The following is a 21,866-nucleotide window of genomic DNA, read 5'->3' as shown; positions in this document are numbered from 1 at the left end:
AAATTCCTTCCACGTAACATCAATTAATAAGTAAGTACTTACATTTTTAATGCTTTGAAGAATATCTACGTATTCCTTTTGTTTTTTGGAGGAAAATCATGTTATCCGATCCAGTTCCTGCGAATGCTTCAAGTCAGAAGCCAGATAAGAAACCTTTGCCGAGAGGGAAATGGCTTAAACTTGGGTTACCTGCGCTTTTGCTATTTTTAGGAGTTGGCGGAGTAGGCTGGCAATTTTTAAACTCGGCATCGGTAAATAATTCTCCAAGCGATCTTATCACTCAGCCTGTAGAACGCAAAACTCTGCCGATTACCATTACCGCCAATGGCACGATCAAGGTTGAGCGTTCGATCAATCTCAGCCCCAAATCAACGGGGACAATTAAAACTTTGCTGGTAAAAGAAGGCGATCGCGTACGTCAGGGTCAATTAATAGCCGAAATGGACGATTCGGGACTGCGTGGGCAAAGCATCCAAATGGAAGCACAAGTCTCGCAACAGGAAGCAAATTTGCAGCGGTTGATCGCAGGTAACCGTCCTGAAGAGATCGCAAAGGCGAAGGCTCAGCTAAACAGCGCTCAAGTCGAACTGCGTCAGGCGGAAGAAGATCTCCTTAGCAATCAATCTCTTTATCAATCAGGAGCAGTTTCTCGACAAACCTACCAAAAAGCAGTTACATCCCGCGATACCGCTCAGGCTTCAGTATTACAAGCACAACAATCGTTAGGATTATCTCAAGCAGGATCGCGCAGTGAAGATATTGACGAAGCTCGCGCAAAGTTAGAATCAGCCTTAGGAAGCTTACAAACTACTCGAACTTCCCTTGACGACACCAAAATAGTCGCGCCCTTTGATGGTCTCGTCATCAAAAAATATGCAGACATCGGAGCATTTGTTAGTCCTTCTATGTCTGGAAGTAGCGACTCGGCATCGTCTTCGTCAATTTTGACCCTTGCCAACGATCGCCTTCAAGTGGTCGTCAATATATCGGAAGCTCAAATTGCCAAAGTCAAATTAGGACAATCAGTGAAGGTGAAAGTTGATGCCTTCCCTAACGAAATATTTACAGGGAAAGTCGAACAAATCGCCCCACAGGCAACGGTTTCCCAAAATGTGACCAGTTTTGAGGTGCGTGTGGGGATTACTTCTACGGAAGTCGCCAAGTTGAAAGCTGGCATGAATGTTGAGGCTCAGTTTGAGGTCGGCAGTTTAAATAATGCGATATTGGTTCCCAATGCAGCCGTAGTTAAGCAAGCTGATGGAACGGGGGTTTATATTTTGGGCAACAATCGCCAACCAATATTCCAAGCGATCCAAACGGGAAATACCGCAGGCAGTTTTACGGAAGTTAAATCTGGACTCCAAGGTAATGAACAAGTCCTCGTCAGTCCTCCTTCTAAGAAAGAATCTAGTTCCTCAGGGGGGATTCTGCCGCCTGCTCCACGCTAAAGAGCAATTTAAAGATCAACTTATTTAAAATTAGCGAGGTATGAATCCTATGACTTTACGCCCTCACAAAATTTCCTATTGGGAAATTGCGGAAATGGCGATCGCCTCTCTCTGGGGCAGCAAACTGCGTAGCGGCTTGACTATGTTGGGCGTAATTATCGGGATTTCTTCGGTAATTGGTATTTCTTCAATCGGGCAAGGCGTGCAGAAATCTACCGAAGAATCCATTCGCGGCTTAGGCACTGATGTTTTGCAAGTAATGGCTGGAGCCGTCCAAAGTGGCGGCGTTAGTCAGGGGATGGGATCGGTCACGACGCTAACATGGGAAGATGCTCAAGCGATCGCGACTCAAGCCCCATCAGCAACTATTGTCTCGGCATATTTACAACGCAATACACAAGTAGTATTTGGTGACAAAAATACTTCCACGACAGTATATGGAACTGATTTAAGTTATCCCAATGCCCGCAATACTTTTCCTGTGGAAGGTAGGTATTTTAACAATGAGGAGCTAGAGTCCTCTGCATCAGTCGCCGTGATCGCTCCCACAGTCAGGAAAAATATATTTCCCAGTAATGTCAATCCCATTGGTCAAAAAATCAGAATTCAAGGCGAGATTTATGATGTGATTGGGGTAATGGAAGCCAAGGGTTCTCAAGGCCCTCAGGATCGCGATGATGCGGTTTATATTCCTTTAACCTCAATGTCCGCTCGGATCATTGGCAATAATTCGCTAACGGGAGTTTCTGTTAATGGAATCTATGTCAAGGGTCAGGACGAAACAAAATTAGACATAGTAAAGTTTCAAGTTGCCAATATTTTGCGGTTGCGTCACAACATTGATGTTCCTGAAAATGATGATTTTCGGATTACTAATCAAGCGGATATCCTCAAAACTTTCAATACAATTTTGAGTCTGTTTACGCTGATGATGGTGGCGATCGCAGGGATATCGCTGATTGTCGGCGGCATCGGCATTGCCAATATCATGCTAGTTTCTGTAGTCGAGCGTACTCGTGAAATCGGTGTTCGTAAAGCTTTAGGCGCAACGGACAATGCTATTTTGATTCAATTTCTGACTGAATCGGTGGTTATTTCCGTAGTTGGTGGTTCCGTTGGCATTGCGATCGGGATCGGGATTACCTTTGCGGCGGCAACTGCGTTTAAGTTCCCATTTATTATTTCTACCAGTTCGATCTTATTGGGGTTTGGTTTGTCAACTTCCGTCGGGTTGGTCGCTGGAGTGATTCCCGCCAGAAATGCTGCCAGACTCGATCCAATTACAGCTTTGCGAAGTGAATAGGGAGAGCTTACGATGATTACAATGGAAAATATCACCAAAAGTTATCGACTCGGAGAGGTTGATATCCCGATTCTCAAAGGGATTAATCTGCATATCGACTCGGGCGAATATGTCTCGATTATGGGCGCATCGGGATCTGGTAAATCCACATTAATGAATATCATTGGCTGTCTCGATCGCCCTACGGGTGGCGAATATTATTTAGAAGAGCTAAACCTAACCAGTCTAGCAAAAGCTGATTTAGCCTATATCCGCAATCAGCGCATTGGGTTTGTGTTTCAGCAGTTCAATCTCTTATCACGAGCAACGGCTTTAGAAAATGTGATGTTGCCAATGGTCTATGCAGGAGTTCCCAAAGAAGAACGCCGATCGCGTGCCGAAGATGCTTTAGTAAAAGTGGGTTTAGGCGATCGCTTATCCAATCGCCCCAATCAACTCTCTGGCGGACAACAACAACGAGTGGCGATCGCCCGTTCGTTGGTCAATCAACCTGCGCTACTTCTAGCTGATGAGCCAACGGGTGCGCTAGATTCGCAAACTTCGCAGGAGGTGATGAATTTGTTTAGCGATCTCAATTCTCAAGACATCACAATTGTCATCGTTACCCACGAGCCAGATATCGCTGCTCAAACTAAGCGGAAAATTTTTGTGCAAGATGGTTTGATTGTGGGCTAATGGTTTGCTGAAGGAGATCGCATCAACAATCAATGGAAAGCACTCTAGAGGTTTGAGTAGCTTCAGTTTCACAGATTTAGAGCAATTGTTGCACTAAAATATCTAATTGTTTTAGTTTGATCGGTTTGCTCATGTATTCATTAGCGCCAGCCGCCAAACAGCGATCGCGATCGCCTTCCATCGCTAGAGCTGTTAAGGCGATAATCGGAATGTCAACCAAACTAGGATCGAGGCGAATTTGAGTGATTGCTTCGAGTCCATCCATCACAGGCATTTGGATATCCATCAAAATCAAATCTGGACGCTCGCTTTTAGTAATGGCGATCGCGTCAACACCATTTTTAGCCACTATAATCTGACATTCTTTGGCTGCGAGATAGCTGGAAATTGTCATGATGTTGGCTTCGTTATCCTCTGCAAGCAAGATTAAGGGTGATTTTACTTGCTGTGATTGACTCTGCTCCAAGATAGACTCTCCTTGTGAGTCGAACTCAGGTAATACTTCAGTGACAGATAAATCTGAACAAAATGGAAGATTTATCGTAAAGCAACTGCCTTCATCCAACTTACTGGTTAGGCTGACATGCCCTCCGTGGATTTCGACCAGGCGTTTTACTAATGTTAACCCTAAGCCAGTCCCCTGATATTGACGGTTTAGGGCACTATCGATTTGAACAAAAGGTTTAAAGAGTTTTTGAATATTCTCTGGGGATATTCCTATTCCTGTGTCAATTACAGATATTCTGAGAAAAACTGAAGACTCTGAGTATTCAGCAAGCTTAACGAGTGATACTTCTAGTGTGATTGTCCCTCCTTCGGGAGTGAATTTAACAGCATTATTTAGAAGATTGATCAAGACCTGACGGATACGCCTCTCATCAAGCATTGTTTCTGGCAGACGACTAGGGATTTTTTCGATTAATTGAATTCGCCTTGTTAGAGCTTGCTGCTTGATGAATACTAAACTTGATTGACATAATTTTTTGATATTGACGGAAGTTAGATTCAGTTCAACTTGTCCAGACTCGATCTTTGCCACATCGAGAATGTCATTGATCAAAGCTAAAAGATGATTACTGCTATTCTCAATAGTTTGTAATGCTTTAAGTTGTTGTTGATTAATGCTCCCAAATATTCCTTCTTGTAGAGATTCATTCATTCCTAAAATAGAATTGAGTGGTGTCCGTAGTTCATGACTCATATTAGCAAGAAATTCATCTTTGAGACGGGTAGCCCGCAATAGTTCTTCGTTAGCTTGCTTTAGCTGTTCTTCCGCTTGGTTACGCCCTGTAATATCTTGGAGAACCTCTCTAAGCTTGATCGCCCCATTGATTTCACTGGGCAACCAAGGCGTAGATTTAAATCTAACTGACTCTTCCCATGCAGCAAAGGACTGACGAGGTGTGAGTGTCACCGAACCATCTGTTTCTATCTTCTTTTGCTTATTCGGTTCACCAGCCCAAGTTACTGTTTGCAAGATTTCAGGTCGAAACCAGAGTATATGGAGATTTCTGATCTGAGAGATTACCATCGCTAGTAGTCCGCTAGCACTATCTTTGTAAACTCCAGCATCTGGATATTGTAAAGATAGCCCATCGGTCACAAATAGATCATTCTTAATTCGGGAAGGTAGCCATTCTAATAAACCGAATATTTGACTTTTATTGGGAGTTGTGCCGATGAGCGTAATATTTACGCCATCACAGATAGCTGCTCCCTGAGCACCAGTAAACTGCAATAGTCCATCTGGCATTGTTTGTGAAGCAGCTAAGAAATCCATTGTTTCAATCAGTCTCTCAACAAACTTGCTCTGGATAGTTTTGAGTTGCAGCTTATAGTCAAGATTTTCATTGGCTTCCTTAGCGGCTAGCTCACTAGACAGTAAATGCCCCAAGAATTCACAAACAGTACGAATTTCATAGGGAATATATTTGGCGCTGTTATGGTGGCAGACAATCAGTCCCCATAGGTGTTTTTGCTGGATCAATGAGACTGACATTGATGCGCCAACTCCCATATTTTTTAAATATTCGATATGAATAGGCGAGATGCTTCGTAACACGCAATGACTCATGTCTAAAAGCTTTACAGGCATCTCTGAATCTTGAGGATCACTAGTAACTAAGCCAACTGGTTGAGCATTAATATCAACAAGAAAGCGTAACCAATTGATTGTATAAAGATATCTTGCTTGTATGGGAATATCTGTATGCGGATATTGCAATCCCAAAAAGCTTTCCATTTCTGGTTGCTTTGCCTCAGCGACAATCCAACCATCGCCGTTTTCTTTAAAGCGGTAGATCATCACACGATCGCACCCTGTTAGTTGCTTTACTTCTTTCACCACTAATGTACAAAGTTCTTCAAGGGTTTGTGTCCATTGAATCTTTGCCAAAATCTTATGGAAACTGTAATAAAAATGAGAAAAAGTGCGATCGCTGGTAGGCGATTCCATTGGTTCGAGTTCTAGGACGATCTCTCCACTTTTTGCAAGGTGGACGATGCCATTAAAGCTCTGAGGAGATGTATCTTTGATAGTTAAGATAAGTTTTAGGGGATTTGTCTGCTCAAATTCACGCATTAGGCTAGCTTGAATAGCGGCGATGCTATCAATCCCGATCAAATCTACTAAAGGACTATCTAATATTGCCTTAGGCTCGATGCCGAGGATATCAATGGTATTGGCACTAACCTGTTTAATCAAAAAGTCTGATGGAGATAAAACCATTAATATTCCATGAGGTTGAATTGTTCCAGGAATATGAATCGGCTCGCGATCGCAATTTGTTAAGGTAATTTCCGAATCAATAAATTTGATGTTAGGTGTTTCTGTCATTTTAATTTCCCTGTTGTAGTTTGAGCAATTATTAAGTATTCAAGAAATCACAATTGCCATCGTCACCCACGAGCCAGATATCGCCGCCCAAATCAAGTGCAAGATTTTTGTACAAGATGAGCTAATAGTTGGCTAATGATTTTAGCTAATGATTTTAATTTAGGCGATGAATAATACTGTTAGTTAAAGATAGCTTATCAATTATTTGTCTTTGCGATCGCCAATAATACCAAAACACTAAATAGCGCAGCTATTTAGTGTTTTTAATACCCTTACAGGGTTTGGTTTTTAATTCACAAAAGTGTTGTCACAATTTTGTGAATTGGTATAACCTCTGTGGATTTGACGAAGAAGGAACTATGACTGATCACCAGCCCAGACTGAACTCCCAAATAGCGATCGCTAAATAATTATCTATCTTGATGATAGTACTTACTATTGCTAAGCAATAGGTGGAATATAATAATGACGAGAAATACCATCAATTTCGTGATAGTAGTGGAAGTTATCTGGATCGGCATTTTCAATAGCTTTAATCAATTCGGGAAGTTCTTCGTGGGTGATAATTGTTTTGACCATGGAGAAGGTATCACCACTATGTCCACCGATACCATTCTGCACGATGTAGGTGCGATGAGGTGATGTCATTTTGATGCAATCTCCAACAGATTGAGGCAGACGGGTTATGATTGCCAACATCGTGATCTTGAATTTGTGATAAAAATTATTAAGAGTTTCAGTAGAAGCAAAAATATAAACGCAGGTATACATAAGTGTGTTAACTACTGGCTCAAATTTGCCATTCTTGAGAATGCTCATGGCAAGACCAAATACTGTAGATATCACAGCAGCAAATATAGAGATTGAACCGACAGGCTTGAGATATTTCATCGCAAAATAAGCTCCAAGAATATCTTCATCACCTGTTGAGCCACGGTTCTGGAATGCTATTGCTTTGGCAACGCCAGTCAAAAGTCCACCAAAAATGACTAAAATTATGCGCTCGTTCTGCGGTTCTGGTTGAGCAAAGCGCAATTCTGGCAGAAGCGTTAACCATATAGTGACTGTGACAACGACAATCAGCGATCGCAAAGCAAATGTTCTACTGACTCGTTTAAAGGCAAAAAATAGCAGTGCCGACTGAAATACTAAATATAGAATGATAAACAAAGCATAATTCTCAAAGTAGTATGACAATGCTGCGGCAATACCTTCTGTTCCTGTGAGGATAACCTCTGACGGTAAGACAAAGTACTTTAATGCGGTAGCGTACAGCAAACCTGCACTTACAATTAATGCATAATCAATCAATCTCTGGAACACAGATGTTTGAACTTTTGGCATGTGATTATATCGCTACAGCCACGCCATTATACCAAACTCACACTTACTCTAAAATCATACCGATGTGGAGTTTCCGCATAACATAATTACATCAATCCAAAATAAGATGAACTAGATTTTATTAGTGCATCCTACTGAAGAGGCACAGCTAAAGTGATGCTATTAGATTTCTGAAAACTATGTTTAGCCTGTTTTAAATGAATCTCTAATGCACTATTTGAGGCGTGTCTATCCACTACGAGTCCGTCGATCAATTCCCTAACTTTGCGATCGCGAATAACCTCTCGAAACTCAACAACCAAGTAGATTTTTTATGTCCCGATCGCCTATCAATTTCTTAATTTCGCGATCGCCAATAACTTCTCGAAACTCATCAACGAAGCAAATCATTTTTGAGTGCTTAATCTTGGCTCGAAACAGATAATTTTAACGGGCTTATCGGTTTGGTATAACGTTTCCGCTCTGCGGCTGCGAGCCATGCTATGCATGTTATAGATCAATCTTCGCCAGCCCGCAGTAGAGGAATTGTTAGGTTCTGATAAGTAACAATGAATTGATGTTAACTACGTGAGAGAATTCTTAAGGACTGGTATTTCTACGAACAGGCAACCGTACATCCAAATTCACATCATACCTGCTACAAGCCAACCTTATATCCTTAGCTGCATCAATTGCCCAGTGAACTCGCTCCGTTGCATGGTCTCTCCCACAAGAACCCACGCCGTGAACCAACTTGTGACGTAAACTAAATGCTCTATCAAGCCCTTGCCAGTTTCTGACTACTTCAGGAAGACGCTGTTCAACCTTGGGAGTAACTTCATCTTTCCAAACCTCTTTATATTTTTTCAAACCATGACAATCTTTTAACTTTGATCGCACTACCACATTAGGTGAATGTCCAAGAGCAATAATTGCCCGCCTAAGTGTCCACTCAAAATGAATTACTGAAAGTAAAGCCGACAAAGCTGGATCTTCATCTAGAAACTGCCGAATGCGATCCTCACGAGATTCACTGGAATCTTGAACTAAAAACACAAATTTAACTCTATTTCGGGTAAACGACTCTGGCTATTTTGAAATTACGTCTGTAAAAAATAAGTGTCAAGCACTATCCCAACAAATAAATCAAGGAACCTAACTATATATTATCTTGCAGATTATTAGGATAAATACCTTTGCAAGGCTAATATCACACAACTTGTCAGATAAAACAATCAATGAGTGTAATAACAAGATTTTTGTAGGATAACATACCCTAATGGAGTTTTATCTAGCAAAATTCAACCTCGTAGAGTGCTTTTAGCAGATCTTAACCCCATATTAAAGATTGAGTTTGTTAAGAAGCTTTTGGATAGAGCCACTTAGCGAAGATCTTAGTAATTCGTGGCATGATGATATAAGTCATCGCAAACACCATCAGCCCTGAAACCAGCAAAGTCGCTAGAGGTGGTGGCAAAAAAGAAAGGTTTGGGATTACCAATCTATTCATGAAATTAATTAAGATAAAGATAATTCCCCAAGTGAGAAGGAACATCTTATAGCGCGGCGGCGGTAAAATCGCTTTATTCGTGGATAGAGTAAACCAAGTTTCCAAACCAGTGAGAACCTGAAGTTTGCTTTCATCTACGAGCAATCGATTGAGCTTGGCGAGATAACCTTTGCGAATTTCTGAACTTTCCCAAAGCCGATAATTACTAAGGTGATCGAATTTGAATACAATCCGATACTGAAGATTCGATGTGTCATCTGGGCGAAAGACATTCACTCCCAGATGACCATCAAACATTTCGGCGGCAGAAATCATTTCTGTTAAGATTCCCTCAAATTCCTGCTCACAAGAAGGCTTAACATTGAGAGCAACATCAACAGTTACGGGAGTATCATCTGATTCCATGCGATCGCTCTGATTCATTTGTTTCATCATTAGTGATTAGCAAGATTTAAACCAATGGCAGTCCAGCAACGCCAACCTCAAGTCTTACCACCTTTCCCGATTCAATCCCTGTAGCAGGAGGGAAAGACATGCCGCCGTTGGTTGTGACATAGACGCTAGTGCGATCGCCTTCAGATTTACCGAAAGCTAGAGCCGTGCTACCTGCCATGCCCTGCTCTAGTTGGGCGATAGTCGTGACAGTGCCATCTTGAGCGATCTTCACCACACTATTAAAAACGTGAGTCGTACCGTAGAGATTTCCTTCGATGTCAAAGGCAAAGTCGTCGATATTAACTCCAGTGAGAAAGATCTCTGTTTCTCCTGCCAAACCATCAGCGAGAATGGGAATCTTCACAATCTGCTGCTTTTGAGTATTGGAAGCATAGAGAAAATTGTCGTAAATTTTTAAACCATTGACCGCAGGAGTGCCTTCTTCGGGAGAAGTACGCGCAAGATCGGCATGTTCTAGCCAAATGCTAACGGTTTTTGTTGGCGCATTCAATTCCCAGATTGCACCACGATAGGAATCAGCAATTAAGTAATTATCGCTATCTAATCGAGTCAATCCATTCAAAAATATTGCTTCTGGCAATTCCGTCACAAGTTCGACCGTTCCATCGCTAGCAATACTCCATACTACAGAAGTGTCCTTTTCATCCCAACCTGACAGCAGCAGTTCTCCATTTGGTGTCAATGCTAAGCCAGTTGCTTTACCTGCGATCGCTGCATGGGTTGCGACAACTCCATCAGCACCGATACGAAAGACCTTGCCTTCGTAATGACTGGTGATAAACAAAGTATTATCCGCTTCGACAACAATGCTTTCTAGAAATGTATTGACAGGAAATTCTGCGATCGCATGGGCGGGAACTAGGTCAATTAATGTTTCTATCATGATTTTTCACCTTTTAAGAAATAGGAGTACATAGCTCGACAAGCGTTCCATCGGGACATCTTACATAGGAAACAATCTGTCCCCAAGGCTTGGTTTTGGGTGCTGCTATTTCGATCGCACCTGCGGCGATCGCTTTTTGATGAGCGGATTCGATTTCATCGGTTACAAATGCGATTTCCATGCCCAAAGGTTTGTCTGAGGAATCTGCGGCAACGTAACCATGAGGAAGATTAGATTCTCCCAAGGAATGGGCGGCAAAAGATAAAGTTGTTTCGCCAGTATCGAGTTCGCCGTATGTTCCAGAATCATCTACAAACTTTTTGCTAAATCCAAAGGCAGTTTCAAAAAAGGCGATCGATTTAGCCACATCTGAAACATAAATGATTGTGTATCCAAATTTCATTTGTCTGTCCTATTTTATAGGCTAACTAGTTTCAAAGTCAGTATAGCGGCTGACTAAATCTGGTAACTGTTCGGGTTTGCGAGCCGTAGCAATTGAGACAAAAGATCGGGAGATTTCCTACCAAGGTAAAGCGATCGCACCGCCAAACTTCCGCATTTCCGCAAAGAAACCACCTTGAGCGCCACCCTCTGGCAAGGTAGCCAAATACGCCGCAGTTTCCGCACCTTCATCGGCGGTAAATGGCGCATCAGAGCCGCCCATATCCGTTTTCATCCAACCAGGAGAATAGGCATTGATCAAAATATTACTGCCCTGTAGTTCCTTGGCAAAGATGGCAGTCAATCCATTTAAGCCAACCTTGGATAAACGATAGGAAGGAGCCAAGGGATAATAGTCGCTGCTCATCGAATTGAGAGAAGCCATTTCTGTAGATACATTCACGATCCGCCCATAATTATTGGCTCTCATCAATGGAATCAATGCTTTGGTAATTCTTACTACTGCCAATACATTAGTGTTGAAAGTCGTCAGCATCGTTTCTATATCTACAGTGAGCAGACTTGCTTCATCCTGCTGCATCGTGGGATTTACACCTGCATTATTAACGAGAATATCGACTCTGCCATAGGTTTGCTGCAACCAAGTTGCAAACTCCTTAACGCTATCATCGCTAGTTACATCAAGAGGATGTGCATCTACTTGATGCCCTTCATCAGAAAGGCGCTTTTGGGCGGCAATACTGTCTTGAGGATTGCGACTGGTGATTACCACCTGAATATCTTCTTTCTGGGCTAACTGACGGGCGATCGCATAGCCCAATCCCTTGTGACTTCCAGTAATTACAGCAACTTTCTTAGTCATAGCCATCGAAATCCTCTAGTTAAATCTGCTATGAAATTACCGTAGCAACCTCTAAACTATTAAACAAGACAATATTTTAGATAGATACTATTAATGAAATCGATAAATCTGGCGGCGATCGATCTCAACTTATTGGTTGCTTTTGAGGCATTGATCGAGCAACGCAGCGTCACGAAAGCCGCCGAAAAACTCCAAATTGGACAACCAGCGATGAGTGCATCTCTCAATCGGTTGCGCGGGTTATTTGATGATGATTTATTTGTGCGATTGGGGAGACAAATGCACCCAACCGTGAAAGCTCAAGCGATCGCACCCAGTATTTTGGCTGCTTTACAGCAGATTCGCCAGACGATTACCTCTAGTCAATCCTTTAATGCGACTAATAGCGATCGCACTTTTAATGTCGGCAGTGCTGACTACAGCAGCTTTGTACTCATGCCACCACTGTTACAATATTGTCAGCAAAATGCGCCGTTCATTAACTTCAATACAATTGGGTTTGAGAAAGATAGTGTGGGTGATTTGTTAGAACATGGGATGATTGATATCGCCTTGGGAGTTTTCCCAAATCCGCCGAGACAAACTCAATTGGAACCAATTTTTCAAGAGCGATTTGTGGGCATTGTGCGTCAGGGGCATCCTGCATTAAGAAATGGAACTATGAGTTTGGAAGCATTTTCTCAACTATCTCATGGGCTGATGACCGTAAGGCGTGATCGCACTGGCGCAATCGATCGAGCCTTGCAAGCACAAAATTTACAACGCCGAATTGCTTTAATCACTCCGCACATGTTGGTTCTGCCTTTTGCGATCGCTTCTAGCGATCTAGTTGCGGCTGTTCCTCAACGCATTGCCCTGAATATGGCTAAGTCCTGTAATCTTACGATTTTTGAACTACCAATCGAAACGCCATCTTGGACAGTTTCGATGCTGTGGAGTGTGTTGAGCGATCGCGATGAGGAACATCAATGGTTACGCAATACGATCAAGACAGTGGCGAGTCAGCTTTAGCAAGAATAAAATTCATTTATCGCTATTACTGTGAGTCGTGATTTTTAGGCGATCGCATCAACAATCCATCTCCTCAAGGGGATCGCTAATGTTGTGTGCACCAGCGGCTTTCGACCGTCCGCTGCCGTGACGTGTTAGACCGCGTAATACTTGAAAGCTACTATTAACCCTCAGTACCAGCAGTAATACTTAGTCTGATAGAATATTTTGGCGGCAAAACTCTTAGCTCGTTTGCCATATTTGTTTTTTTGCCATAACGAACTAACTCAATAAACTCTTGGCATGAGCAACCCACTCCCTTCATCATGAGATCAAAAACAAAAAATGAAGACAAAGAACTCTCGTACACATTTATAGATTCGACAAGCGAACCTAACGTAAACTGATATAACGTTTGCTTTGTTCTACTGGATCTTGCTGCCTTCGTAGCTAAATCATGAATTGTTTCGATTGAGGCAAAGAGACATCCTAATTGCAAGATTGAAGATTGCTCTCCTTCAAGAAGTTCTCTATATCTTTGTAATCCAACAGTAAAATCAAATATTGAATTTGCCTCTAGTTTCATTTGCTGATGCAATATTTTCTGTTGTTCATACTTTGGAATACCTTCCAAAGAAGGGTTGTACATTAAATACTTTATGCACTCGTTCCCACACTCTTTTTCTACATATAACTCATTCAATTTTTTAAGACGTTCATGTTGTTCTACATCAAAGGATTCATAAGCTGAATTTAAATCGTATTTAGTATGTTTGACTGGAAATAGCTTTTTAGCTTGAAGTAGAACACCATTACTGAAGCTATTATTAGGCTCTATATTATCTTGGTATTCAATAACAATTCCAAGATCTGATTGGGTTAAATGGCGCTCTTGATACTTGTCATAATCAGTTGTTGATATGGAAACATCAGCTTGAAGAAGACCACCGTTTTTCTTGAGATCGTTATTTAGATCTAGCAAGCTGTATGGCAACGGATGTAATTGTGATCCACGTTCATCAAGCAACTCACATAAAATTGAAGTGATATGTTCTTCGTTTGGTAAAAATCCAAATAAAAATCTCTTTGCTATAAGCGAATCAATACCTTTGAAATATTTTGAGAAGCATTGTGCTTCATAAGGACCAAGAACTGGAATTTTAGGCGATCGCAAAGCTGGGTTCATATAAACATTTCAACTCTTCAAGCTTTAGGGTTGCAAGAGGGGTGCCTAATTTGGCATTATAGCTGACCAGAAAACGCTCTGAATAGATTGCTTTCGTTAAAATAGAAACATTGCGCGTTACATTCATTAACACCCTACAAGATCGGTGATCGCACTCTTGCCCGTCTGCTTCCATGACTTAACACCAAAAGTAATCAGTTGCTAGTGTACACCCATCAAACGCTTGGCACGGTCGACCAGCATGGCAGTTCTCTCTTTTACAAAGCGGTTGAAGTCATCATGAAAAATATTCTCAGGACACAAAGATCTTTTCATGATAATACGTAGAGCCTCTTCATTTTGCGTAATTCTTCTTCTGTAATCTGATGGAGAACTTCCTCCCAGCTTATTGTTGTCAGCTCTCGATAAAATTGTAAAATTTACCAATGAGTTAATTTTAGTATTATGAATTCCTTGCTGACTTAGAAAAGCCTTTGGATAGATATGGTGAAACTCCTTTTTGTTTGAGTCTCTGAGGACGGATTCTAGTTGAATTGGGCTTCCAGATATAAAGTTTATTGGACCTTCATTAGCTAACATCAAGATGAACGTTTTAGTGTTGACAGTACTTAAGCTGAATATGTTTTCAGTGAAAAAATTTGGACTAATATCCACACTGAATTCGCCCAAATGAGACTGCAAACCATTCTTTAGCGTCGTTATCTGAACAATATCTGCATTTAACTGCTCCAATCGTTTTGAGTAGCGCCGAGTAAAAAAAACTCTCCATGCCCAATGAACTAGCTTCTCATGTTGTTCGTGAGTAGGGTGTGTATCTTGATCATTAGACGTAGCAAAAAACACCGAGAGAGGAATCAGGAGTGTTGGAAAAGGTAGAACTTTTGCAGAATATACTTTTAACGAAGTTCGGAGAAAATCAACGGCTCCATTAATGCCTTTGCGAATCTCTTGAAAACGCTGCCGTACTTCTTCACCGTTAAGGCTGATAATTGTATTTGGTGAAGCGTTTCCCTTAAGAATGGCAGCACAACACCTTAGAAGTAAGTCAGAGTCTTCTCCAACGTTCTTGAAGCCGTAAGGTGCTAAATCTTCAGCAAGGTCTTGGAACTCTTCCTGTAGATCAAAATCCTCGCTCCAAGTCCAAGCTGACAGTAATTGCAATGTATCCAACTCTACCCCAAGACGATTAATTCGCTCAAAAACGATTGCAACGGCTGTTCGATCATCAGTAGAAAAAGTTTGAACTGGTATCCTTGCAGTATTAAACTTTTGAAAAAGTACGTCTATCTTCTCAGCTATCTCTTCACTCATAGTGCGCAAATAACGACGATAGCTTGGCGGATCAAATAGTAGATTTAGTGGAAAATGTTTTTCTGGGTCAACTTCGTTATCAGGAACAAAAATGAATAAAGAGTCTTGAAGAGAGTTACTTTGTGAGAGGTCGAAGTATATTTTGAACATTGATGGATCTTCGTCCACTTTCGGCTCCAATGCCGTTTGAAAAACCCCAAAGATAGAAGTTACCCTCTGTTGTCCATCTAATACATAATCTACGGGGTAATCTGGATCCTTCTCTGGCAAAACAAAGGGCCCCAAAGTTCTTTCTGTCTTTAAAGGTTGTTTAGTTCGCCAAAATAAAACAGAGCCAAATGGAAAACCTTTGTACATCGAGTCCATTAAATGTGCAACACGGTCTGCATCCCAAATAAATCCACGTTGAAAACTTGGAATTCTGATACTGCCATCTGTAACTTTATGAATCAACTCGTTTATGAATAACGGCTCTGCCAAACTATTACTCCTTAACCTATTCAGGTACTTGCATGATGAGGATAACACTGATTTTGTGTCAGCCTTTAACTCTGCCTAATATAAAGTTCTAACGCAATTGTGGCTTAATTACTCTACTGAGGACAAAATACCGCAGATTTCCACTTTAAGTCAAGTGCGATCGCCTCAACAATCAATTTTCTAAAGGCGATCGCTATTACTGTAAGTCGTGATTTCTAGGCGATCGTCTCAACAATCTATCTCCTAAAGGCGATCGCTTTAACGATATATTTTCTAAAGGTTTGATGAAGGCGATCGCTAATACTGTGAGTCGTGATTTTTAGGTGATCGTGATGTTTTGCATTTTGAGGGTGCGATCGCTCTAAACCCGAAACCGAACTCTGTGTTAGGATTTTAAATATTTAATTATCTACACAATATGAAAAGCCAGTTATTACAATTAGCTTTTGAAATAGAGCTTCAAGACGGAGAAAAATTTACAATGCCTAGTTCCATAATAGAAGAAATCGGCAAAGGTAAATGGCTTATTACTATTCAACCAAAATCAGAAACAGGCGATCGCGCCCATGATGCCTTTCTAAAAAGTTATTCGCCAGAAGACGAAGGATTATATGACGACTATTAAGGCAGGAGAAATCTGGGTTGCAACAATTCCTTTTACAAATGGAATATCTTCAAAAAAGAGACCCGTATTAATTCTTTGGCTAGATGGAGCCGATGTTGTATTAGCAGCAGTGACATCCGCGCAACCGAGAACGCAAACCGATGTGTTACTGAAAGACTGGTCAACCAGTGGTTTACGAGTTGCCTCAACTGTGCGTTTATCACGACTTGATTGCTTAGAAAAATCTTCACTAATTACCAAATTAGGGCAGCTATCTCAAGAAGATGCTGATAACTTGCGTGAAGTATGGAACACTCATATCAAACCCCATTTCTGAAATAATGCTATCGCAATTACTGTGAGTTTTGAGTTTTAGGTGATCGCTTTAACGATATATTTTCTAGAGGTTTGCTGAAGGCGATCGCAATTACTGTGAGTTTTGAGTTTTAGGCGATCGCATTAACAATCTATCTCCTCAAGGCGATCGCGAACCTGCCCAACAAGGCTATTAAAAAGACAAAATGGCTATGCCATTTTGTCTTTTGGTAAATTCAAAATCTAGAACGCGATCGCAAACTTTATTGAGGCAGCCAACCTGAAAACTGCTTCTCAATCGCTTTAAGAGGAGCCTGAATCTCAGAAAACACCCCTTGAGATACAGGATCGGGATAAACATCTTCAATACCTTTCTCAATAGCTAGCAAAATCAAATTCGCAACTTCGATCGGCGCAACTTTATCCATTGGCACTGCTTCTGCCATATCTGTATCCACTGGGCCAGGGAATACGCCAATCACCTGCGTTCCTTGTGAAGCAAGTTCAGCGCGAATACCTTGGGTCAAAGAATTGAGGGCAGCTTTAGATGCGCTGTAGGAACTAAATACGGGTGCATTTGCAACAGATACTACCGATAGAATGTTAACGATCGCGCCACCACCATTATTCTTCAAAATTGGAGCGAAGGCACGAACCATCGAGAGAGTACCGAAGTAATTAGTATTCATCTCCCACTGCGCTGTTGCAATGCTACTCTCGACAAACAACCCACCAGCACCCAATACACCAGCATTGTTAATTAAGAGGGTGACATCTTGAGCCTTTTGCGCCGCTTCAATCACTTGTTCGGGATTGGTAATGTCTAAGGCAATGGGAATAATTCGATCTGGGGCGATCGCCACGATATCCTTGAGCGATTCAATCGAACGCGCTGTCGCATAAATACGGCTTGCGCCTGCTGTGACTAGTGCTTCCACATCAGCTTTACCAATGCCACGATTTGCGCCTGTTACAAATGCGATCGATCCTTGAATGTTCATAATAATCTCCAGCTTTGGGTAATGTAGACTTGTTTGATTTGGGCTTGCTTTGTTTGGATTAAGAAACTTGATTCTTGGGGATTCTTAGCTGGCGTTTGACTCACCTGCTTTCTATGTGTCTAATATTGACTTATTCAAATACGTTTGATAAGACGGCAAAATGGAATATGATTTATCCTTATTTGGAATAAATCGACCTATGGATCGCCTCGACTGCATTAAAAGCTTTGTGCGCGTGGTGGAAACGGGGAGCTTTTCGGCGGTGGCAAAGGAACTCGACACCACTCAACCCGTGATTAGTAAACAAATTGCTGCCCTAGAAGAATATTTGGACGTGCAACTCCTAACCCGTTCGACGCGCAAGCTTCAGCTAACGCAAGAGGGAGAACGTTTTTTGGAACATTGCCAATTGCTGTTGGATGCTGCTTCGGAAGCGATCGCTAGTGTCGGTAAGCGCCAAAACCTCACTGGAAAGTTGCGGGTAAATTGTTCTTTAGCCTTTGGACAGTATCAAATCATTCCCTATCTAAAGGGATTTCTCAGTCGCTATCCCGATCTGCAACTAGATCTGTCAATGAGCGATCGCTTTGTCGATTTTCTCGAAGAAGGGATTGATCTTGCCATTCGCATCGGAGAGGTACGCGATCCGAACTTAATCGTGCATCGACTAGGTGTCACGCGGCGAGTGACCGTTGCTTCTGTTGATTATTTTCGTGATCGCGAAGTACCGAAAACACCTGCGGATTTGGTCAATCACAACTGCATCGTCTATTCCAATCTGACAACGGGCAGCAATTGGCACTTTCAGCTTTCATCGGGTGGCACGATCCAAGTCGCTGTGAAGGGTAATCTACAAGTGGATAGTTCTAATGGCGTTCGGGAGGCGATCTTATCAGGTTTGGGAATTGCAGTTTGCCCTGTTTGGGTGCTGGGCGATCTCATCCATTCTGAAGAATTGCAAGTAATCCTCAAGGATTATCAGCCGATATCCTTCCCAATTTATGCTGTCTATCGCCGAGGACGTTTCATCCCTGCAAAGGTGCGTTGTTTTATCGAATATTTCACAAATGAATTCAAGCTTAATCCTTGGGTGTCGGACTAATTATTTACTTGAAATGGGATATTGGCTGGAAGGAATCGGCGGATATGGGATGCGATCGCTTCTCCTTCTTCATCCAGGGCAAAATGTCCTGTATCGAGAAGATGTACTTCTGCATTTTTTAGATCCCGTTTAAAAGCATTGGCTCCCTCTGGACCAAAAAATGGATCGTTCTTACCCCAAACAATCAGCGTTGGTGGTTGATGGCTGCGGAAATATTCATGCCATTGAGGATAGCGATCCAAGTTGGCGCGATAGTTGTAAAACAATTCCATTTGAGCAGCCGCATTTTCTGGACGATCTAAAAAGGACTGAACGAGATTCCAGTTGTCAGGATTAATATTCTGAGCAGATTTAGTACCCGCAGTATAGAAGAAAATGGTTGTATCTCTTGTCAGGAATCCCCGCACTGGCGCTTCAGTTGCTTCGCTGCGATCGCTCCACAAATCTCGAAATGCTTGCCAAGCGGGAGTCAAGCCTTCTTCATAGGCATTGCCATTCTGGACGATCAAGGCTTGAATCCAGTCGGGATGCTGAGATGCAATTCTAAAGCCGACGGGCGCACCGTAATCTTGTACGTACAGGCTAAAGCGATTCAATCCCAATGCTTGAAGAAAATGCTCAGTAATTTCGGCGAGGCGATCGAAGCTGTATTCAAACTTGTCGATCGCTGGCGTTTCGCTATTGCCAAATCCAGGGTAGTCGGGAGCAACCAAATGAAATTGGTCAGACAATTCGTTCATCAAATCCCGATACATATGTGAAGAGGCAGGATATCCATGTAGTAAAACGATTGTAGGCTTGTCTTTTGCCCCTGCTTCACGATAAAAGATATTCAAACCGTCAATGGAAATGTTGTTGTAAGTAGTCATGGCTATCATCCTTTGATTTGCTTTTGTGTACTGAACGTTCGATGCATTTATCGTATCGAACGATCGGTTTATTGTCAACACATTTTTTAAGTTTTTTGTTTGGGCTTGAATCGATATATTTACACCGAACATTTGGTATAATATTTAAAAAGTGTTTCTGAGTTTGTAACTAAAATCAGGTAAAAACCTATCCTGCGGGGCTGTTTCTTAATTTGAATAACGAAAGAACTTGCCTTGCAACACTTACACAGAGGTAATTAAATGTCTAAAGATACTGTAGTTGCTAAATTAAGTGACGTGTTCCGCCAGCACGGTTATGAAGGCGCATCCCTTTCTAAAATTTCGGAAGCGACTGGGTTGGGTAGGGCTAGTTTGTACCATTACTTCCCTAAAGGAAAAGAGGAGATGGCGGCAACTGTAATCGATCGCCTTTATACAGATTTAGATGCAAATTTATTGAAACCACTACAAGGAAAGGGCAAACCCTTAGATCGGATTCGCGCTATGGGTAAAACCCTCAATCTGTTTTACAATAACGGCTGTTCGTCTTGCTTCTTAGATCTTCTATCATTTGGGGAGGCGCAAACCTTATTTCAGGCTCCCATTCAGCAGACTCTATCTGCATGGATCTCGGCTTTGGCAGATGTTTTGGTTGAGGCTGGACAGGATATGAAAGTCGCTCGTAGTAACGCTGAAGATGCGATTGCCCAGATTGAGGGGACGTTGATTTTATCTAGATGTTTGGGTAATAACGAACCATTCAAAAGGGCGATCTCTAACTTGCCAAAGATTTTAGGACTCTAGTTTAGGAAAAGATTCAGTCGGTTCTTACCATTACTAATTGCTCAACTTCCTCGCGATCGCTAATACTGTGAGTCGTGATTTCTAGGCGATCGCTCTAACTTTATATTAAGAATTGCGTCCTGCCATCACGCCACCATCAACATCCCATACCGCTCCTGTGACCCAAGACGTTTGATTAGAGAGAAGAAATACCACAGTTTCGGCAACATCAATTGGTAGACCCACTCGACCAATGGGATGAAAACTATTGAAGCCTTGTAAGGTTGTATGAATCTCATCAGGCTTAATAAATGCGCCATAGATAGACGTTTCCACCACGGCAGGGGCAACAGCATTTACGCGGATGTTATACTGCGCTAATTCCATAGCTAAATGTTGCGTAAGAGAATGTAATCCTGCCTTCGCCATCGAATAAGCCGAAGATGGAGTAGCGGCGATCGCTTGATGCGCCCACATTGATCCAATGTTGACAATAGCGCCACTCCCCGATCTAGTCATGTTTCGAGCCACTTGTTGCGTTGCAAAAAAAGTACCGCGATTTAGATCTAGATAGCGATCGTAATCTTCACCATCATGTTCTAAGAATGATTTTGGTAAAAACACCCCAGCCGAATTGATGAGATAGCGAACTTCAGATAACTCGGTGGCAATGCGTTCTGTAAGTTGAGTAACTTGTTGGCGATCGCTAAGATCGGATTGCCAAGTTTTAATATCCCCGAATTGACTGAGAAAAGATGATGCTTCTTCAAGCTTAGAAACATTGCGACCCACAATGGTTACGATCGCCCCTTGCTTGAGAAGAGTTTTGGCAACTTCTAGACCGATGCCGCTATTTCCACCGATTACTAATGCTTGCTGATTCTTAAATTCCGAATACATAATATATTCTCCTATTTCTGAATTTGATTGAGTTGATGAGAGCATAATAGAGATAATTCAAGGAGTTTGAAAAGCAAGCACTTTTGGGAAAGGTACGCACTTTTTGGTACAAGTTGAGTAGCAACGTCACTAAATATTATTCTTAACCACAACTACGATTGATATGCCAACCACTCAAACTACAGTTTCGGAAATGCTCGAATATATTGTTGGCTGTAAGTGGTCAATGCGAATTTTAGGCTTAATTCAAGAAGGTATTGATCGCCCAGGAGCAATTACACGATCATTGGATGGACTCACCACTAAGGTATTGAATGCTTGTTTGCACAAAATGGTGGATTTTGACATTCTAGAGCGCATAGCATTCCCAGAAGTACCGCCAAGAGTAGAGTACAAGTTTACGCAGTTTGGATTACTGTTCCTTGAAATCTTGGATAAAGTAAGAGAACTCGAAAAAAAACGACATCTATCTTCTAAAGGTGATCGCTAATACTGTGAGTCGTGATTTCTAGGCGATCGCATCAACATCTATCTTCTAAAGCCGATCGCTATAACTGTGAATCGTGGTTTTTAGGCGATCGCACAAACAATCTATCTTCTAAAGGTGATCCCCTCTCCCCGCAAAAA

General features: G+C 41.9%; 21 protein-coding genes and 1 pseudogene. 10 read left to right on the top strand and 12 right to left on the bottom strand.

Translation table 11 applies throughout. The features are described from left to right. Window positions 1–98 precede the first annotated feature (98 nt). From CQ839_RS09630 to CQ839_RS09620, 3 genes are read left to right on the top strand one after another with little or no spacing between them, the layout of a single operon-like run. Complete coding sequence (locus tag CQ839_RS09630) at window positions 99–1,448, top strand: efflux RND transporter periplasmic adaptor subunit (protein WP_103668062.1); 1,350 nt, start codon at window positions 99–101, stop codon at window positions 1,446–1,448. A 49-nt stretch (window positions 1,449–1,497) separates the two neighbouring features. Beyond that, window positions 1,498–2,751 carry an ABC transporter permease gene (locus CQ839_RS09625; protein WP_103668114.1) on the top strand — a complete coding sequence of 418 codons (1,254 nt, stop codon included), beginning with the start codon at window positions 1,498–1,500 and terminating at the stop codon, window positions 2,749–2,751. A gap of 12 nt (window positions 2,752–2,763) precedes the next feature. After that, window positions 2,764–3,426, top strand: coding sequence for an ABC transporter ATP-binding protein (locus CQ839_RS09620; protein WP_103668061.1), 663 nt, complete (start codon window positions 2,764–2,766; stop codon window positions 3,424–3,426). 76 nt (window positions 3,427–3,502) lie between these two features. Here CQ839_RS09620 and CQ839_RS09615 read toward each other — a convergent pair whose 3' ends face one another. Then, on the bottom strand, window positions 3,503–6,262 hold the full coding sequence (locus tag CQ839_RS09615; RefSeq protein ID WP_103668060.1) for an ATP-binding protein: 2,760 nt from the start codon (window positions 6,260–6,262) through the stop codon (window positions 3,503–3,505). Between the two features lie 31 nt (window positions 6,263–6,293). Between CQ839_RS09615 and CQ839_RS25995 the strand changes: the two are divergent. Continuing rightward, window positions 6,294–6,398, top strand: a pseudogene (locus tag CQ839_RS25995) (macrolide ABC transporter ATP-binding protein); the annotation flags it as partial. Window positions 6,399–6,703: 305 nt separating this feature from the next. Here the strand turns inward: CQ839_RS25995 and CQ839_RS09605 are convergent. From CQ839_RS09605 to CQ839_RS09580, 6 genes are all read right to left on the bottom strand, one after another. Beyond that, on the bottom strand, window positions 6,704–7,606 hold the full coding sequence (locus CQ839_RS09605; RefSeq protein WP_103668059.1) for a YitT family protein: 903 nt from the start codon (window positions 7,604–7,606) through the stop codon (window positions 6,704–6,706). A gap of 579 nt (window positions 7,607–8,185) precedes the next feature. Then, window positions 8,186–8,641, bottom strand: coding sequence for a hypothetical protein (locus CQ839_RS09600; protein WP_103668058.1), 456 nt, complete (start codon window positions 8,639–8,641; stop codon window positions 8,186–8,188). 301 nt (window positions 8,642–8,942) lie between these two features. Next, window positions 8,943–9,530 carry an antibiotic biosynthesis monooxygenase gene (locus CQ839_RS09595; protein ID WP_103668057.1) on the bottom strand — a complete coding sequence of 196 codons (588 nt, stop codon included), beginning with the start codon at window positions 9,528–9,530 and terminating at the stop codon, window positions 8,943–8,945. 16 nt (window positions 9,531–9,546) lie between these two features. Continuing rightward, the gene (locus CQ839_RS09590; protein WP_103668056.1) at window positions 9,547–10,434 is read right to left on the bottom strand and encodes an SMP-30/gluconolactonase/LRE family protein; all 888 of its coding nucleotides are present in this window, start codon (window positions 10,432–10,434) and stop codon (window positions 9,547–9,549) included. A gap of 13 nt (window positions 10,435–10,447) precedes the next feature. Then, complete coding sequence (locus CQ839_RS09585) at window positions 10,448–10,837, bottom strand: VOC family protein (RefSeq protein ID WP_103668055.1); 390 nt, start codon at window positions 10,835–10,837, stop codon at window positions 10,448–10,450. Between the two features lie 117 nt (window positions 10,838–10,954). After that, on the bottom strand, window positions 10,955–11,704 hold the full coding sequence (locus CQ839_RS09580) for an SDR family oxidoreductase (RefSeq protein WP_103668054.1): 750 nt from the start codon (window positions 11,702–11,704) through the stop codon (window positions 10,955–10,957). A gap of 87 nt (window positions 11,705–11,791) precedes the next feature. On the opposite strand from CQ839_RS09580, the gene CQ839_RS09575 reads away from it, so the two are divergent. Next, window positions 11,792–12,709 carry a LysR family transcriptional regulator gene (locus tag CQ839_RS09575; protein WP_103668053.1) on the top strand — a complete coding sequence of 306 codons (918 nt, stop codon included), beginning with the start codon at window positions 11,792–11,794 and terminating at the stop codon, window positions 12,707–12,709. Window positions 12,710–12,872: 163 nt separating this feature from the next. On the opposite strand, the gene CQ839_RS09570 is transcribed toward CQ839_RS09575, so the two are convergent. Beyond that, complete coding sequence (locus tag CQ839_RS09570) at window positions 12,873–13,874, bottom strand: hypothetical protein (RefSeq protein ID WP_103668052.1); 1,002 nt, start codon at window positions 13,872–13,874, stop codon at window positions 12,873–12,875. Between the two features lie 201 nt (window positions 13,875–14,075). Then, window positions 14,076–15,665: a DUF262 domain-containing protein gene (locus CQ839_RS09560; RefSeq protein ID WP_219817759.1), complete on the bottom strand. Its 1,590-nt coding sequence runs from the start codon at window positions 15,663–15,665 to the stop codon at window positions 14,076–14,078. 418 nt (window positions 15,666–16,083) lie between these two features. On the opposite strand from CQ839_RS09560, the gene CQ839_RS09555 reads away from it, so the two are divergent. Both CQ839_RS09555 and CQ839_RS09550 read left to right on the top strand, forming a co-directional pair. After that, on the top strand, window positions 16,084–16,290 hold the full coding sequence (locus CQ839_RS09555; RefSeq protein ID WP_103668050.1) for a hypothetical protein: 207 nt from the start codon (window positions 16,084–16,086) through the stop codon (window positions 16,288–16,290). Further along, window positions 16,277–16,606, top strand: a complete 330-nt coding sequence (locus tag CQ839_RS09550) for a type II toxin-antitoxin system PemK/MazF family toxin (protein ID WP_103668049.1) — start codon at window positions 16,277–16,279, stop codon at window positions 16,604–16,606. Before CQ839_RS09555 ends, CQ839_RS09550 begins: the two co-directional genes overlap by 14 nt. A gap of 241 nt (window positions 16,607–16,847) precedes the next feature. Here the strand turns inward: CQ839_RS09550 and CQ839_RS09545 are convergent, their stop codons facing one another. After that, a complete protein-coding gene (locus CQ839_RS09545; RefSeq protein WP_103668048.1) occupies window positions 16,848–17,585 on the bottom strand; it encodes an SDR family oxidoreductase in 738 nt (245 codons plus the stop codon). Window positions 17,586–17,784: 199 nt separating this feature from the next. On the opposite strand from CQ839_RS09545, the gene CQ839_RS09540 reads away from it, so the two are divergent. Next, window positions 17,785–18,687, top strand: a complete 903-nt coding sequence (locus CQ839_RS09540) for a LysR family transcriptional regulator (protein ID WP_103668047.1) — start codon at window positions 17,785–17,787, stop codon at window positions 18,685–18,687. Here CQ839_RS09540 and CQ839_RS09535 read toward each other — a convergent pair. Further along, window positions 18,684–19,556 carry an alpha/beta fold hydrolase gene (locus tag CQ839_RS09535; RefSeq protein ID WP_103668112.1) on the bottom strand — a complete coding sequence of 291 codons (873 nt, stop codon included), beginning with the start codon at window positions 19,554–19,556 and terminating at the stop codon, window positions 18,684–18,686. The genes CQ839_RS09540 and CQ839_RS09535 overlap by 4 nt on opposite strands. 261 nt (window positions 19,557–19,817) lie before the next feature. Between CQ839_RS09535 and CQ839_RS09530 the strand changes: the two genes are divergently transcribed. Then, window positions 19,818–20,360, top strand: coding sequence for a TetR/AcrR family transcriptional regulator (locus CQ839_RS09530; RefSeq protein WP_103668046.1), 543 nt, complete (start codon window positions 19,818–19,820; stop codon window positions 20,358–20,360). Window positions 20,361–20,465: 105 nt separating this feature from the next. Here CQ839_RS09530 and CQ839_RS09525 read toward each other — a convergent pair whose 3' ends face one another. Further along, window positions 20,466–21,239: an SDR family NAD(P)-dependent oxidoreductase gene (locus CQ839_RS09525; RefSeq protein ID WP_103668045.1), complete on the bottom strand. Its 774-nt coding sequence runs from the start codon at window positions 21,237–21,239 to the stop codon at window positions 20,466–20,468. A gap of 163 nt (window positions 21,240–21,402) precedes the next feature. Between CQ839_RS09525 and CQ839_RS09520 the strand changes: the two genes are divergently transcribed. Then, the gene (locus tag CQ839_RS09520) at window positions 21,403–21,729 is read left to right on the top strand and encodes a helix-turn-helix domain-containing protein (protein WP_219817758.1); all 327 of its coding nucleotides are present in this window, start codon (window positions 21,403–21,405) and stop codon (window positions 21,727–21,729) included. Window positions 21,730–21,866: the final 137 nt, after the last annotated feature.

It is taken from the genome of Pseudanabaena sp. BC1403 (assembly GCF_002914585.1).
In the GTDB taxonomy this organism is placed as follows: domain Bacteria; phylum Cyanobacteriota; class Cyanobacteriia; order Pseudanabaenales; family Pseudanabaenaceae; genus Pseudanabaena.
This window is presented reverse-complemented; position numbering and strand designations above follow the sequence as displayed.